The sequence below is a fragment of the Actinoplanes sp. NPDC021490 genome (assembly GCF_055562135.1).
The window spans coordinates 406,849-421,721 of the sequence record NZ_JBVHFW010000006.1 but is presented as its reverse complement, the minus strand read 5'-3'; the positions used below and the strand labels follow the sequence as shown (position 1 = coordinate 421,721).

Below are 14,873 nucleotides of genomic sequence, written 5' to 3'. Positions count from 1 at the left end.
GAGCCCCCATGCCCGCACTGCCAGGAAGCCCCGGCGCCGCGACCCGATCCGGCCGGGCGTGGCTGTGGTTCCTGCTCGCCGGCACGGCGGCGGCGGTCGCGTACATCGTGATCCCGCCGAACCAGGTCACCAACTGGATGTTCCCGGCCATCAACACCAGCGGGGCCGTGGCCGCGTGGATCGGCCTGCACCGGGGCCGGCCCCGCAACCGGGCCGCCTGGACCATGCTGGCCGCGGCGCTGTCGCTGTCGGCGGCGGGCGACATCATCTTCGCCGGGTACGACCTGGTGCACGCGAGCCCGCCGTTCCCCTCGGTCGCCGACGTGCTCTACATCGCCGCGCACCTGCTGGCCGTCGCGGCCGTGGTTCGCCTGAGCCACCACGCGGGCCGCGACAGCGTCCTCGAGGCGGGCGTGCTCACCGTCCCGCTCGCGCTCCAGTACTGGATCCACATCATCAGCCCGACCCTGAACGGCGGCGGCGAGATGCTGGCTGTCCTGGTCGCGGTGGGCACCCCGGTCGGCACGCTGATCGTGCTGTTCGGCGCGCTGCGGGCGGGCCTGAGCATGGAGATGCGCCGCGCCCCGGCCCGGCTGCTGGTGGCCGGCATGGTGGCCTGGTTCGTCGCGGACTCCTATTACGCCACGGCCAGCCTGAACGGCACGTACGACTCCGGCGGCTGGATGGACCTGGGCTGGATGCTCATGCCGCTGCTGCTCGGCGCGGCCGCCCTGCACCCGCAGATGCCCCAGCTCAACGTCCCGCTGCACGTCTCCACCAACATCCTCAGCGTGCGCCGCTATCTGCTGGTGATGGCGGGCGTGCTGGCCCTGGACGCGTACGCCGCCCTGACCGCCGACGGCCCGGACCAGCTCGTCGGCGTGGCCGTCCTGGTCTCGGCCGGGCTGGCCGCCATCCGCATCCGCCGCCCGCTGCACGACATGGGCCTGCGAGCCACCCAGGACGCGCTGACCGGGCTGCCCAACCGCACCGAGCTGCTGCGCCGGCTCACGTTCGCGCTGGCCGAGCTGCCCGCCGACGGCAGCAGCAAGGTGGCGCTGCTGTTCTGCGACCTCGACCGGTTCAAGGACGTCAACGACAGCCTGGGCCACGCGGCGGGCGACCGGATGCTGGTCACGATCGCCGAGCGGATCGCGGCTTCGGTGCGCGACGGCCGCGACATCGTGGCCCGGCTCGGCGGCGACGAGTTCGTCATCCTGATGCCCGAGGCCACCGACGCCGACACCGACAGTGTGGCCGAGCGGCTGGTCACCACGTTCACCGAGCCGATCGTCATCGACGGCGTCGAGCTCTACCCGTCGGTCTCGGTCGGCGTGCGGACAACCGGCGACTTCCGCGCCGACCCGGCCACGCTGCTGCGCGACGCCGACACGGCCATGTACCGGGCCAAGAGTGGGGGCCGGGGCCGGGCCGAACGGTTCGACGACCGGTACGCCGCCGAGGCCGGCGCCCGCCTCAAGCTCGACACCGAGCTGCGGCACGCCCTGGTCAACGGCGAGCTGTTCTGCGTCTATCACCCCGAGATCGACCTCGAGACCGGCCGCCTGTACGCCCTGGAGGCCCTGGTGCGCTGGCAGCACCCGGAACGCGGGCTGCTGCCGCCGGACGAGTTCGTGCCGCACGCCGAGACCCACGGCATGATCGGGCAGCTGTTCGAGCAGGTCCTGCGCGAGGTGCTGACCCAGCAGGACGCGTGGCTGACCGAATTCGGCTGGCGCCCGCCGGTGGCCGTCAACGTGTCCCCGCGCCAGCTCAGCGACCCCCGGCTCGTGCCCATGGTGCTGGCCGCGCTGGACGAGCACGACGCCCCGGCCTCGTCGCTGATCCTCGAGGTGACCGAGACGGCCCTGGTCGACGACGCGGTGATGACCGGGACGCTGGCCGAGCTGCGCCGGCACGGGGTGGCGGTGGCCGTCGACGACTTCGGCACCGGCTATTCGTCGGTGTCGCGCCTGGCCGACCGGCACTGGGACGCGCTGAAGATCGACCGGAGCTTCGTGTCGGGGATCGCCGCCGACGAGACCCGCGAGGGCGTCGTCCGGGCCATGATCGCCCTCGCCCACTCGCTCAAGCTGCGGGCGATCGCCGAGGGCGTCGAGGACGAGGCGACCCTGGCCAAGCTGCGCGACCTGGGCTGTGACGCGGCCCAGGGCTACTACTACACCCGTCCGGCCGGCGCCGCGGCGACCACCGAGATGATCGCCGCGTCGCCGCACTGGGAAGCGGTGCCCACGGCCGCCTAAGCGGCCGGTTCGATCCAGATGTTGCGGTACTGCACCTTGTTGCCGTGGTCCTGCAGGCGGATGGCGCCGGTGGCCGGGCCCTCCGGGATGTTGCCGCCGGTGCCGTTGGGGATCTCCACGTTGTCGTGGACCTTCTGGCCGTTCCAGACGAGCGTGACGCGGGCGTTCTCGGTCTTGGCCCCGGCCTCGTCGTAGCGGGCCGCCCGGAACGTGATGTCGTACTTCTGCCACGTCTCGGGGGCGGTGGCCGCGTTCACGTCCGGCGCCTTGACCGTGTAGATCGCGCCCGCCTCGTTGTTGGCGGGCGTCGTGTCGCCGTACGAGTCAAGGATCTGGATTTCGTAACGCTCCTGCTGGTAGACACCGCTGTTGCCGCGGTTCTGCCCGGTCACGTCCGGCGGCAGCAGCGGCACCCGGAACTCGACGTGCAGCTTGTAGTCGCCGAACGCCTCCATCGTGCGCAGGTCGCCGCAGCAGACCTCGGTCGCGTTCGGCGCCACCGCGGGCCACTGCGGGCGCCGGCCGTCGGTGTGCTGCCAGTTGTCGAGGCCCTGACCGTCGAACAGCACGATCCGCTGACCCGGCTTGCGGACGCTGATCTGGTCGAGGTTGACGTGCCCGCTGTCGGACGCGTCGACCCGCCATTGGATGGTGTTCACGCCCTTCTTGAGCTTGAGCGTCTCGTAGACCGAGGCCCACTCGTCCCACGTGACCGTGGACGGCAGCGACACCTGCCGGATCTTCTTGTTGTTGACGTAGACGCTGACCGTCTTGGTGCCGCTGAACGGGTTGGGGCCGTTGGAGTAGCGCAGCCCCACCCGGTAGTCGCCGGCCTTGTCGACCGTGACGTGATTGGTGGTCGAGGCGTTGAGCGCGCCGAACCCGGCCACGAACCCGATGCCCGTGAACCCGCGGTGGTCGGTCGCCAGCGTCGAGCCGCCCTCGCGGTTGCCCTCCTCGACCTCGTAGAAGACCTGCTGGGTCTGCGGGCCGGGCTTCTCGTTCATCGTGTACCAGGCCTCGGTGCTCCACAGCGTCTCACCGTCGGCGGCCGCGAAGGGGCGCGGGGAGCGTAGGTGCACAACCCGGTCCTTGCGCAGCCCCGGGACGGTCAGGGTCGCCGTCTTCTTGTCGCCCGAGACCTTCGCGTCCGTGACCGCCAGCGTCTCCTTGTCGACCTCCGGGCCGCCGTACTGCGCGGTCGGCACGTAGCGCCACTGCTCGACGGCGTACTTCGCCTTGAGCCCCTCAATGGTCGAGGAAGCGAGCGGCTTCGTGTACTCGATCTTGAACCCGGTCGGGGTGGCCTTCATGGTCTTCATGTCGAAGACGTTCTTGCCGTTCGGGGTGAGCTTCTGCAGGCCGAACCGCAGCTTGCCCTCCTGCCCCCAGTTGCCGTCGGCGCCGAGGCCGCCGACGTAGATCGCGCCGTCCGGCCCGAGCGCCACCCGGTTGACGCCGGCTTCGAGGCCCTGCGTGTGCCGGAAGATCGCGCCCTGCTCGACGCCGTGCACCGTCTCCAGCGCGGCCCGCTGCAGACCGCCGTACGTGACGTCACCGATCACGAACTGGCCCTTGTACGGCCCGGACTTGAGCAGCACCGGCGTGCTGGGGGAGTTGCCGATCTGGTTCTGCGGAATCCACAGCACCGGCCGCGTGACGGGGTTCGCGTCGAACTTGCCGTCCGGGTTGGTGAAGTGGTTGTAGAACGCATCCTCCTCGATCTTGATCAGCTTGGACGAGGGGAGCCACCCACCCTGGTTGTCGGTGACGTAGATGTCGCCGCCCTCACCCCAGCCGATGCCGTTGGGCGTCCGCAGCCCGCCCGCGACCGTGGTGACCTTGCCGCTCTTGCGGTTGACCACGATGTGTGTGCCGCGCCCGCCGACCGGCTGCGGGTCGGTCGTCGCGCCGCCCAGGTTGATCGAGACGGACAGGTTGACGTAGAAGTTGCCGCCCTTGTAGAGCAGGCCGAACGCGAACTCGTGGAAGTTGCCGCCGAACGGCCACGTGGCCACCGTGCGCCTGGTGTCGAGAACGTCGTCCTTGTCGGTGTCCTTGAGCTCGGTCAGCTCGTGCTTCTGCGACACGTAGACCAGGCCGTCGACGACCGCGATGCCCATCGGCTCCTTGAGACCGGAGGCGACCTTCTTGTACGTGACCTTGTCCGGCCCGGTCGTGCCGGTGACGTTCGAGACCAGGTAGACCTCGCCCAGGACCTTGTCCGAGCCGCCCCACGTGGAGATCAGCATCTTGCCGTCGGGCCGGAACGCGATGCCGGTGACCTGAGGCTCGAAGCCCGGCGGGCGCAGGTTGGTGAGGTTGTAGCCCGGGTTCACGGCGGACAGCGGCAGTCCGTCCCCGGGGGCGTCGCTGCCCTCGGCGCACTCCTTCTGCCCGGGCGCGGTGACCCGCACGACCCCGGCGTCGGTGGTCAGCGCGCCGGCCGGCACGACGGCGAAGTCCCCGGCTCCCGGCGGTTGCCACGACAAGGTCAAACGCTGTCCGCCCGTACGGTCGAAGTGCTCGGCTCGCAGCTTGTGCACCCCGGCGGTCAGCTCGATCGTGCCCTCGCCGGGCGGCTCGACGTCGTGCAGCCCGTCGTGGTCGACGACCAGCTTGTCGTCGACGTAGAGCTTCGAGCCGTCGTCGCTGACCAGCCGGAAGGCGTACGTGCCGGTCTCGGGCGCGGTCAGGTTGGCCAGCGCGTGCGTGATGAAGTTGTCGTCCAGTCCGAACTGGTCGGTGGCGGACCAGTCGATCGTGGTCATCAGCTTGTCCACATTGGGCGTCTGGCTTGGCTTGAGCTCGCAGACCCGGCTCATGGGCAGCCCGATGTCGAAGGTTCTCAGGGTCACCCCCGGCTCCTGCGGCGGGTCGGCGGCGGCATAGGCCGGCGCGGCGGTGAACGTCCCCACGAGCAGGGCGGCCACGAACAAACGTTTCATCGGCACTCCAGGGTTACCGCGAGAATTCAGGGTGGTGAATACCATCGTTTGCTTTCGTTGTAATGTCCATGGCTTTCGACGAACTGGACGAAAGTTTTCCCGTCCGCGCCGAAAGTACGGGGAGTCTTGACACTCCGGACCTCGTCTGTCCAGGGTGGAGATCCCGATGAGGAGCGGCCGTGGCGACCACCGATGCCTTCCCGACCCGCTATCTGCCCGCGCCCGAGATCCGCGACATGCCCGACGAGCCCCGCCGCTACGGCAAGCTCATCGGCCCCGGCATCATCGCCGCCGGGGTCGGCCTGGCCTCCGGCGAGTTCGTGCTGTTCCCGTACATCGCCTCCCAGGTCGGCCTGGTCTTCGTGTGGGCCGCGCTGGTCGGCCTGATCACCCAGTACTTCCTCAACATGGAGATCGAGCGCTACACGCTGGCCACCGGCGAGACCGCGCTGACCGGGTTCAGCCGTTACTGGCGGCACTGGGGCCTGGTGTTCGCGCTGCTCACCTATTTCGCCAACCTGTGGCCCGGATGGGCGACCAGCTCGGCCACCCTGACGACGTACATCTTCGGCGGCAACAGCACCGTCATCGCGGTGTGCATGCTGATCGTCATCGGGCTGATCCTCACCCTGGCCCCGGTCGTCTATGTGGCCCTGGAACGCGCGCAGATGGTCAAGGTCGCCGCCGTGCTCACATTCTTCGTGGTGGCGGCCATCTTCGCGATCGGCGCCTCCGCGTGGGGCGACGTGCCCCAGGTGGTGACCCGGCCCCGGGTGCCGATCGACGAGCTGGGCTTCGCGCTGCTGCTCGGCGCGCTCGCCTTCGCCGGCGCCGGTGGCGGCCAGAATCTGGTGCAGTCCAACTGGATCCGCGACAAGGGCTACGGCATGGGCACGTACGTCCCCCGGCTGGTCAGCCCGGTCACCGGCCAGTCCGGGGCGGCCCCCAGCACGGGTTACGTGTTCGAGCCGGACGAGGCCAATCTGCGCCGCTGGCGGGGCTGGTGGAAGTTCGCCAACATCGAGCAGCTGACCACGTTCGTGCTGATCACCTTCGTGACGATCCTGTTCACCTCGCTGCTGGCCTACTCCACCGTGTACGGCCGCGACGGCCTCGAGAACGGCATCGGCTTCCTCGAGATCGAGGGCCAGGTCCTGGCCGACCGGGTCGGCAGCTGGTTCCAGTACCTGTTCTGGATCATCGGCGCCTTCTCCCTGTTCGCGGCCGCCCTCGGCATCGTCGACTACACCAGCCGCCTGGCCGCCGACGTCATCAAGACCTCGTACGCCCGCGACGCCGACGAGAGCAAGGTCTACGCCGGCCTGGTCTGGGGCCTGGTCGCGATCGGCATCGTGGTGCTGGTGGCCGGCTTCAGCCAGCCCATCGTCCTGCTGATCATCTCGGCCGTGGTCGGCGGTTTCATGATGTTCCTCTACTCAGGCCTGCTGATCCTCATCAACCGCCGAATCCTCCCGGCGCCGATCCGGGTCCGGGGCGTACGGCTGGCCGCTCTGATCTGGTCGTTCGCCCTCTTCGGGGTGCTCTCCATAGCCACGTTCATCGACCGCGTCTTCTAGCTTTCCTCCTCGGAACCGGCGTCCGGGCGTCCCCGGCGAGCCTCCGCGACGGCACGCGTTTCACCATGGCCGCCGGCCGCGTCCGGGATTGTCCGGGATCCTTTCACCGCCCTCCGTCCACCTCGGATAGTCGTGGGCAAGGAACCGCGCCAGCGGTCAACCAAGGGGGATTGCCATGGCTAACTTCGCACCCGGACGACGTGCCCGCGCCGCGCTGACCGGCCTGGCGGCCGTCGCGGTGACGACGGTGGGGGCCGTCGGTCTGGTCGGCGCCGGACCGGCCTCGGCCGAGCCGACCAACTGCACGGCCGAACGGGGAGGCTGGTACACCACCGGGCGGGCGATCTGCACCGCCGGCAGCGGCTCGTACCGCGCCGCGGTCAAGTGCGACGCGACCTGGCCCACCAGCGACTACTGGAAGCGCGGACCGTGGTGGTCGGTCGGCAGCGGCCAGTGGAGCATCGCCGCCTGCAGCAACAACGACTCGGCCATCCAGTTCAGTTACGACCGGCAGTGGTTCGGCTGACACGGCCGGACTGACGAATCCGGGTGGCCCGCGCTAGCGGCGTCTGGCGGCGATCTTCGCCCGTACGCGGGCCACCCGGATGGCCTCCTTGAGGGTGGCCACGTCGTAGGCGCCGTAGTGGCGGCGGCCGTTGATGAAGAACGTGGGGGTGCCGGAGACGCCGCTCAGGTCGGCCGACTCCAGGTCGGCGGTGATGCGCTCCTTGCACGGGGTCTGCATCATGTCTTCGTGGAAGCGGTCCTGGTCGAGGCCGAGCTCGCCCGCGTACGCGATCAGGTCGGCGATGCGCAGGTGCTCCTGGCGGCTGATCAGCAGGTCGTGCATCTCCCAGAAGTGGCCCTGCAGACCGGCCGCCTCGGCGGCCTGAGCGGCCGTCTGGGCCTGCGGGTGCACGTCGGTCAGCGGCAGGTGCCGCCACACGTACCGCAGGTCGTCGTCGGTCAGCAGCTCGCGGACGGTCGGCTCGGCGCGGCCGCAATACGGGCACTGGAAGTCGCCGTACTCGACCAGGGTCACCGACGCCTCGGCCGGGCCGCGTACGTGGTCGCGGTCGGGGTCGACGTCGGGGATCAGGTCGGTCAGTTCCTCGACGTCGCCGAGCAGGGCCACCGCCCGGCGGGGCTTGGAGAGACGGCTGGTCACGAAGAACACGGCCCAGGTGATCAGCGACGAGGCGATGATGCCGAGCAGCAGGCCCAGCTTGGCCTCGGACAGTTGCGGGTCCTCCAGCGCCAGGTTCGCGATCAGGAACGAGACCGTGAAACCCATGCCGGCGATCGTGCCCGTGCCGAGCACCGACGCCCAGCCCGCCCCGGGCCGGACCCGGCCGCGGCTGATCCACGTGACCAGGGCGGACACCCCGGTGATGCCGACCGGCTTGCCCACCACGTACGCGAGGAAGATGCCGACGGTGACCGGGGACATGATCGCTTCGCCGAGGAAGTCGCTGTGGATGACGATGCCCGCGTTGGCCAGGCCGAACAGCGGCACGATCAGATAGCTCGACACGCCCGACCAGGTGCGTGTGAGGCGGTCGTTGGGGGAGAGCGAACGCAGCAGGCCGATCCGGGCGAACCGGGCCAGTTCGGGCGTGGGCTGTTCCCGGAACGAGCGGAACAGGTCGCTGGCCTGCTCGAGCTCGCCCCGGGCGGGCGTGTACGCGGCCGCGGCCAGACCGATGGCCAGGCCGGACACCACCGGGTCGACGCCGCTGGCCAGGGTGGCTCCCCAGACGACCAGGCAGAACGGCAGATAGATGAAGCCGCTGCGCACGCCGGCCCGCACCATGACCAGCGTGAACGCGAACACCGCGATCGCCACCAGCAGCGGCATCAGGTGGAACTCTTCCGAGTAGGCCACCGCGATGACGATCAGCGCGACCACGTCGTCCACCACCGACACGGTGACCAGGAACAGCCGCGCCTGCACCGGCACGTTCCGGCCGACCAGCGCGAGCAGCCCCAGCGCCAGCGCCGTGTCGGTCGACATCGCCGCGCCCCAGCCCGCCGCGCCCGGGCCACCGTGGTTGAAGGCCAGGAAGATGCTGATCGGCAGCACCATGCCGACGATGCCGGCCAGCGCGGGCAGCAGGAACCGCCGCCGGTCACGCAGGTCGCCGAGGTCGAACTCGCGCCGCGCCTCCAGACCGACGACCAGGAAGAACAGCGTCATCAGGCCGCTGTTGACCCATTCGCGCAGATCGAGCTCGATGGCCGAACCGCCGAACCGCAGGCTGACCGGCGTCTCCCAGAACGACTCGTAGCTGCCGTCGGCCACGTTCGCCCAGACGAGCGCGCCGATGATGGCCGCGACCAGGACTCCCGCGCTGCCGGCCTCGGTGTTCAGGAAGTCACGCAGCGGCGTCGTGACCTTATGCGTCCACCTGGTCGTCGAGGTGGAGTCGGTCAGCTGGGTCGCGTCATTCACGAGCAAACCCAAGCATGCCGCGCGCCACCATGCCACTGTCTGTGACCAGCGCCTATCAAGACCGGTTTCCCCGTACGCCGACACGCGCGAAAACGGCGGTACGCGCGGCCCTCGCGAACTGGATAAGATCCGATGTTCAGGCGCGTGGCATGGATGCCGCGGCCGCTCGGGAGGCGGGTTGACCAGCATCGAGGATCTGTCGTCGCGGTTGTCCGACGCCCTCGCGCAGCTCGACGGCCTCCGGACGCTGCACGAGGTCAGCAAGGCGGTGCACGCCAGCCTCGACCTGACGGCGACGATGGATGCGGTCGTGCACGGCGTGACCAGGGCGTCCCGCTTCGAGGTGGCGGTGATCAACGTGGTCCAGCCGGACGGCGACTTCATGGTCGTGTCGGCCGACGGCACCGAGGAGATCCGGCGGTCGCTGCTCGGCACCCGCACCACCCAGGCCATCTGGGACGAGCTGTTCGGCAAGGCCGAGCGCTGGGGCTCGCTCTATTTCGTCGGCCACGGCCACACCATGCCCGACACGATGATCACCTGGACCTCGGACACGCTGCCGGTGCCGTCGTCGCCCGAGGGCTGGCACCCGGACGACATGCTGCTCGCCCCGCTCACGTCCCCGACCGGCGAGCTGGCCGGGGTGCTCAGCGTCGACCTGCCCCTGGACGGCCGCCTCCCCGGCCCGGTGCAGCGCGAGATGCTCGAGCTGTTCGCCCAGCACGCCTCGATGGCCGTGCACCACGCCCGGCTGCACCACGAGCTGGCCGAGAGCCGGGCCCGCCTCGCCCACGCGGCCACCCACGACCCGCTGACCGGCCTGGCCAACCGGGCGCTGCTGCGCTCCTTCACCGAGGAACTGGCCGGCCGGCCCGCCGCCGAGGTCGGCGTGATGGTGATCGACCTCGACGACTTCAAGGCCGTCAACGACGCGGGCGGCCACGACGCCGGCGACGAGGTGCTGCGTACGGTGGCCGATCGGATGACCCGCCTCGTACGGCCGCAAGATCTTCTCGCCCGGGCCGGCGGCGACGAGTTCATCGTCGTGGTCTCCGGCGGCGACGTGGGGACGGTTTTGCGCGACACGGCCGAGCAGATCTACCGCGCCCTGACCGAGCCCGTCGAGACCCGCGGCGGCCCGCGCAAGGTCGGAGCGAGCATCGGGCACGCGTACGGCAAGAGCGGCAGCGATTTCGCCCAGCTGGCCGCGGCCGCGGACGCCGACATGTACCGCACCAAGCAGAGACACCGCGCCAAACGCCCGTGGGTCGCCTGAGGCCGCGCGTCAGTCCGGCAGTTCGCAGGGGAGCGGCTCACCTCTGACCAGCGCGCTGTGAACGGACCGGCCCTGGGCCCCGTTCTCACCCGCTTCCTCCATGATGACGAAGTGCAGGCTGGTCCCGGCGGGCATGAGGTCGCGCCGGATGGTGAAGACCTGCTCGTCCGGCTCCGGTGGGGCGGTCGGCATCGGCAGGACACGCAGGAGCTGCGCCGACGAGGGCTGACCGTTCTCCCGGCAGCCGGCCGTCTGCCCGGGGCGCAGTTTCTTGAACTCGACCTTCGCCGGCACCCCCGCCTTCTCCAGTTGCCTGGTCAGCTCGTCGGCGTCGGTCAGTTGCCGGATGGTGAGCAGGAGGCTCCAGCGCCGCCGTCACGCGGGGGTCGGGCAGCAGTTGGTCCAGGTCGTCGTGGCCGGCGCTGTCGTGCCCGGTGGCGGCGGGCGCCGCTGTCTCCCGGTGCCATCGGCGCCACCACGAGGTGTGGGCGTTCAGAGCGGTGCGGACCACCCAGGCCCGGGGCGCCGGATGCCGCGCGACCGTGGACCATGACGCCCAGGCCCGGGCGAAGGCCTCGGCGACGACGTCCTCGGCGGCCTGCCGGTCACCGATGGAGGCCGCCACCGCCCGCAGGCAGTCGTCCCGGGCGCTCTCGTAGAAGGCGGCGAACTCCGCCGGTTGATGTTCCACACTGCTATTACGCCAGAGCGCCGGGTTTCACTTACCCGGGCTGTCGGCTGCCGCCGGGAGCTGGCGGCCGTCCGGCATGATCTGCGCATGACCTATGCAGCAGCCGGGGCGCCCGACGTCCATGTCACGGGGCGCCGGATCGTGGCCACCCTGATCGACGGACTGATCTTTGGCTTGATCAACGGTGTGCTGACGTCGGTCTTCGGTGTCGAGGGGGCCGATTCGGGGTTCGACCTGACAACGCTGACCAACCAGGGCACCGTCTGGCTCTCGGTCATCGTGATCGCCTACTACGTGCTGCTGGAGGGCCTGACCGGCCGCACCGCCGGCAAGTGGATCACCGGCATCCGGGTCGTCGACGCCGACCACGGCGGCCGGCCGGGATTGCTGTCGGCCCTGGTCCGCACGTTGCTGCGGGTGATCGACGGGCTGCTCGGGTACGTGGTCGGTCTGATCGTCGTGGTCAACTCCACCCGCCGCCGGCGCCTCGGCGACATGGCCGCCCGGACGCTGGTCGTCCGAGCCCACTGACTTTCCCGTACGGGCGTGGCGCGCGGCCACGCCCGTACGGGACTCTGCTCAGACCAGCGGCTGCGGGGCCTTGGCCCTGATCGTCGCGGTGCCGGTCGGCGAGAGGTTGCTGACGTGGTGGGCGGTCACCTCGCCGCCCGGCGCGACGGCCCACAGATCCAGTACGCCGTCGGCGTCGAAATCGGTCAGCCGCAGATCCGTGCCGGTGGCGCCGGGCCGGAAGTTCGCCGACAGGTGGTACTGCGCGAACGACAGCTGTCCGCTCTCCGCGCCGAACCGGATGTTCTGCCAGAGGTAGAGAGCACCGGTCGACGGCTTCCACAGGCTGACCGCCGTGCCGCTGGGCAGCAGTTTGGAGGCCAGTTTCCAGTTCTGCCAGTCGGTGCCGCCGTCGGGCGTACGCGCGCCCGTGCCGACCGGCGTGTCGTAGAACCCGATGATGGAGTCGAACGACGAGTAGTACCCCAGCCGGTATCCGCTCGCCTCGCTGCCCAGGACGCCGATCAGGTCGGGCATGGTCAGCTGCGCACCCCGGCTGTCGTACGCGTTGACGAGCTGGACCGGGTTGTTGCCGTCCGCGTCGGCGAAGTGGCCCGGCAGCGAAACCCCGTCCTTGACCAGCAGTCCCGGGTTGTCCCGGTCGGCCTGTCCGAGCCCGCGATAGGCGAAGGCGTTGCCGCTCAGCGGGTCGTAGGTCAGGTAGTCCTCGAACGGCCCGCCGCCGAACTTGCCGGTGATGACCTGCATGCCGTCGAACGTGCCGCCCGGGACCCGGCCGCCCGGCGCGAGGTCGGAGGCCGGCACCCGCACCTTGCCGCCGGTGCCCTTGCCGTCCGCCTCGAGCAGTGCCCCGCCGATGACAGCCGCCAGGTCGGGCCGGCCGTCGCCGTCGAGATCCTGGTCCGCGTACGGGCCGGGCAGATCGGCATTGTAGAAAGTGGACGTGGTGTCGCTGAGGCTGCCGTCCGCCCCGATTGCGTACACCCCAATGGTGTTGGTGAAGCGAGTGGCGAGGATCTTCGCGGTCGCCTTGCCGTCGGTCGCGGTGACCGTTCCGGTCAGCTCGCCCCCGTTGATCAGCCAGCGGTAGGCGACCGGCTTGCTGCCGTCCGGCTCGGAAAACCTGAACTTCACCGTCTGCCCGACCACGCCCGTCGCACCGACCTGGACAACGGTCGGCGCGACGGGCGCGGCGGCAACGGCCGGACCGGTCACAAGAACGGGCGCCAGCAGCACAGCCGCGGCCGGGACGCCCAACCTGAACACAGACTTACTCTTCATGACGTTCCCCGTGAGAGCACTTGATCGACGGCTCACGATAGCCAGGAACGTGATCAAGGCAAGACCCGGCCGGGGCGAGCGTGACGCGCCCCTACCGGCGGGCGGCCGGCGCGGTGACGTCGATGCGGAAGCGTGCCACCACGTCGTTGAGGTCCGCGGCGAGCTGACGCAGTTCGATCGCCGCCTCGCGGGTCGAGGTCGCGCCGCCCGCGGTCTGGGCCGCGGTCTCGGCCACTCGCCCGATCGACTGGTGGATCGCGTCGGCGCCGTGGGCGGCGTCGTCGAACAGCCGGCTCAGTTCGTTGGTCGTGGCGGTCTGCTCCTCGACCGCGCCGGCGATGGACGCCTGGTACTGGTTGATCTCGTCGATCACGCTGGCGATCTTGCCGATGGCCTCGATGGCGCCGCCGGTGTCCGTCTGGATGGTCTGGATGCGGTGGCCGATGTCCTCGGTGGCGCGGGCCGTGCTCTGCGCCAGATCCTTGACCTCGCTGGCCACCACCGCGAAGCCCTTGCCGGACTCGCCCGCCCGGGCCGCCTCGATCGTCGCGTTGAGCGCCAGCAGGTTGGTCTGCTCGGCGATCGAGGTGATCAGCTTGATCACGTTGCCGATCTCGTCGGTGGAGGTGGACAGCTTGGACATGGCCGCCGTGGTCGCCTGGGCGGTCGAGACCGCGCTTTCGGCGATCTGCGCGACCGTTGACGCGTTCCCCGAGATCTCGCGGATCGCGGCGGTCATCTGCTCGGCGCCCTGGGCGGCCTCCCGGACCCGCTCGGTGACCAGGATGCTCGAGTCGCTGACCGTGCCGGCCTGGCCGGAGGTCTGCTCGGAGGACGAGCCGACGTCCGAGCTGATCGCCGTGAGCCGCTCGGACGCGGAGCTCAGCGACTGGGCTCCGTCGGCAATGGTGCGGATGGCCGATCGGATGTCGCCGACGGCGTTGTTGAGCGCCTCCGACATCTGCCCGATCTCGTCGCGGCTGCGCACCTCGACGTCGACCGTGTAATCACGCTGGGCGACCCGTCGCAGAGCCGCGACCGCGCCGGTCAGTGGGCGGATGATGTTGCGGCCGACCATGAAACCGAAGATCGCGATCAGCAGGACACCGCCGACGAGGGTGCCTCCGAAGATCCACTCGACCCGGTTAGTCAGGCCCGCGCGATACTTCTCGGCCGACGCGGCCTTGGCGTCCACTGTTTCGGCGGCCTGGGCGAGACCCTTGGAGAAGTCCGTGTACGCGGTGTAAAGGTCATTGCCGAACTTGTAGATCGAGGCGGGCGCGACGGGCTTGGCCAACTGCTGCTGGATCGACTTGGCCGATCCGGTGAACGAGGACCACGAGCCGGCCAGCGCGTCGACGGTGGCCGCGTCCACCTGCCCGGGCGACCTCGCCTGCAGCTCGGTCACGATGCCGTCGCCGGTCGCCATGTACGGGGCGACGCCGTCGACGAAAGTCTTGGTCTGGGTCGGAAAGGCGAGGTTCGCGTTGACGAAGCTGTCGACGTTCGCCGCGCTGCTGTTCAGCTTCTCCAGCAAGACGTTGATCTGACGGTAGTCGTCCTGTGTGGTGGCGCTCGCGGTGAGCTTGTTCATGCTGAGCAGCGCCGTTCCGCCCAGCGCACCGGCCAGCAGCACGCTCAGCAGCACCAGGCTGCTGATCTTCCACCGAACTGACCAGTTCCTCACTATTGCCTCCGGCTTTTCCTACGCTTGTGACCGCGACCCGATCGGGCCTCACGGTCCAGCCATCGGCTCGGCCGGGACGGCTTTGAGGCTCAGCACGAAGGTCTCGGGCCGGTGGAAACAAGTTCTTTCGCAGGAGGGATCAGACTTTCGGCATCCGGATACCCGC

At 69.8% G+C, this 14,873-nt stretch carries 10 protein-coding genes and 1 pseudogene; 5 read left to right on the top strand and 6 right to left on the bottom strand.

What is annotated here, in order from left to right:
- Nucleotides 1-8 precede the first annotated feature (8 nt).
- Entirely contained in the window at nucleotides 9-2,264 is a 2,256-nt protein-coding gene (locus tag ACZ3I4_RS19910) for a putative bifunctional diguanylate cyclase/phosphodiesterase (RefSeq protein WP_465383423.1), read from the top strand.
- On the opposite strand, the gene ACZ3I4_RS19905 is transcribed toward ACZ3I4_RS19910, so the two are convergent.
- Nucleotides 2,261-5,212, bottom strand: a complete 2,952-nt coding sequence (locus ACZ3I4_RS19905; RefSeq protein ID WP_465383422.1) for a 3-keto-alpha-glucoside-1,2-lyase-like domain-containing protein — start codon at nucleotides 5,210-5,212, stop codon at nucleotides 2,261-2,263. The genes ACZ3I4_RS19910 and ACZ3I4_RS19905 overlap by 4 nt on opposite strands.
- A 179-nt stretch (nucleotides 5,213-5,391) precedes the next feature.
- Here ACZ3I4_RS19905 and ACZ3I4_RS19900 point away from each other — a divergent pair, with 179 nt between their 5' ends.
- Together ACZ3I4_RS19900 and ACZ3I4_RS19895 are read left to right on the top strand one after the other, a co-directional pair.
- Nucleotides 5,392-6,789: an Nramp family divalent metal transporter gene (locus ACZ3I4_RS19900; RefSeq protein ID WP_465383421.1), complete on the top strand. Its 1,398-nt coding sequence runs from the start codon at nucleotides 5,392-5,394 to the stop codon at nucleotides 6,787-6,789.
- Between the two features lie 175 nt (nucleotides 6,790-6,964).
- The gene (locus tag ACZ3I4_RS19895; RefSeq protein WP_465383420.1) at nucleotides 6,965-7,315 is read left to right on the top strand and encodes a hypothetical protein; all 351 of its coding nucleotides are present in this window, start codon (nucleotides 6,965-6,967) and stop codon (nucleotides 7,313-7,315) included.
- A gap of 33 nt (nucleotides 7,316-7,348) precedes the next feature.
- Here the strand turns inward: ACZ3I4_RS19895 and ACZ3I4_RS19890 are convergent, their stop codons facing one another.
- Entirely contained in the window at nucleotides 7,349-9,241 is a 1,893-nt protein-coding gene (locus tag ACZ3I4_RS19890) for a Na+/H+ antiporter NhaA (protein ID WP_465383419.1), read from the bottom strand.
- Nucleotides 9,242-9,419: 178 nt separating this feature from the next.
- Here ACZ3I4_RS19890 and ACZ3I4_RS19885 point away from each other — a divergent pair, with 178 nt between their 5' ends.
- Nucleotides 9,420-10,517, top strand: coding sequence for a diguanylate cyclase domain-containing protein (locus ACZ3I4_RS19885; protein ID WP_465383418.1), 1,098 nt, complete (start codon nucleotides 9,420-9,422; stop codon nucleotides 10,515-10,517).
- 9 nt (nucleotides 10,518-10,526) lie between these two features.
- Here the strand turns inward: ACZ3I4_RS19885 and ACZ3I4_RS19880 are convergent, their stop codons facing one another.
- Together ACZ3I4_RS19880 and ACZ3I4_RS19875 are read right to left on the bottom strand one after the other, a co-directional pair.
- The gene (locus ACZ3I4_RS19880; RefSeq protein WP_465383466.1) at nucleotides 10,527-10,811 is read right to left on the bottom strand and encodes a hypothetical protein; all 285 of its coding nucleotides are present in this window, start codon (nucleotides 10,809-10,811) and stop codon (nucleotides 10,527-10,529) included.
- 184 nt (nucleotides 10,812-10,995) lie between these two features.
- A pseudogene (locus ACZ3I4_RS19875) lies at nucleotides 10,996-11,208 on the bottom strand (sigma factor); the annotation flags it as partial.
- An 87-nt stretch (nucleotides 11,209-11,295) separates the two neighbouring features.
- Between ACZ3I4_RS19875 and ACZ3I4_RS19870 the strand changes: the two are divergent.
- Complete coding sequence (locus ACZ3I4_RS19870) at nucleotides 11,296-11,739, top strand: RDD family protein (protein ID WP_465383417.1); 444 nt, start codon at nucleotides 11,296-11,298, stop codon at nucleotides 11,737-11,739.
- Nucleotides 11,740-11,787: 48 nt separating this feature from the next.
- On the opposite strand, the gene ACZ3I4_RS19865 is transcribed toward ACZ3I4_RS19870, so the two are convergent.
- Nucleotides 11,788-13,005, bottom strand: a complete 1,218-nt coding sequence (locus ACZ3I4_RS19865; protein WP_465383416.1) for a hypothetical protein — start codon at nucleotides 13,003-13,005, stop codon at nucleotides 11,788-11,790.
- A gap of 106 nt (nucleotides 13,006-13,111) precedes the next feature.
- Entirely contained in the window at nucleotides 13,112-14,707 is a 1,596-nt protein-coding gene (locus ACZ3I4_RS19860; protein ID WP_465383415.1) for a methyl-accepting chemotaxis protein, read from the bottom strand.
- Nucleotides 14,708-14,873 lie beyond the last annotated feature (166 nt).

Bases quoted from the DNA above. Each gene is read 5' to 3' on its own strand.
- ACZ3I4_RS19910 (WP_465383423.1), top strand. From the start codon at position 9: ATGCCCGCACTGCCAGGAAGCCCCGGCGCCGCGACCCGATCCGGCCGG.
- ACZ3I4_RS19895 (WP_465383420.1), top strand. From the start codon at position 6,965: ATGGCTAACTTCGCACCCGGACGACGTGCCCGCGCCGCGCTGACCGGC.
- ACZ3I4_RS19905 (WP_465383422.1), bottom strand. From the start codon at position 5,212: ATGAAACGTTTGTTCGTGGCCGCCCTGCTCGTGGGGACGTTCACCGCC.
- ACZ3I4_RS19870 (WP_465383417.1), top strand. From the start codon at position 11,296: ATGACCTATGCAGCAGCCGGGGCGCCCGACGTCCATGTCACGGGGCGC.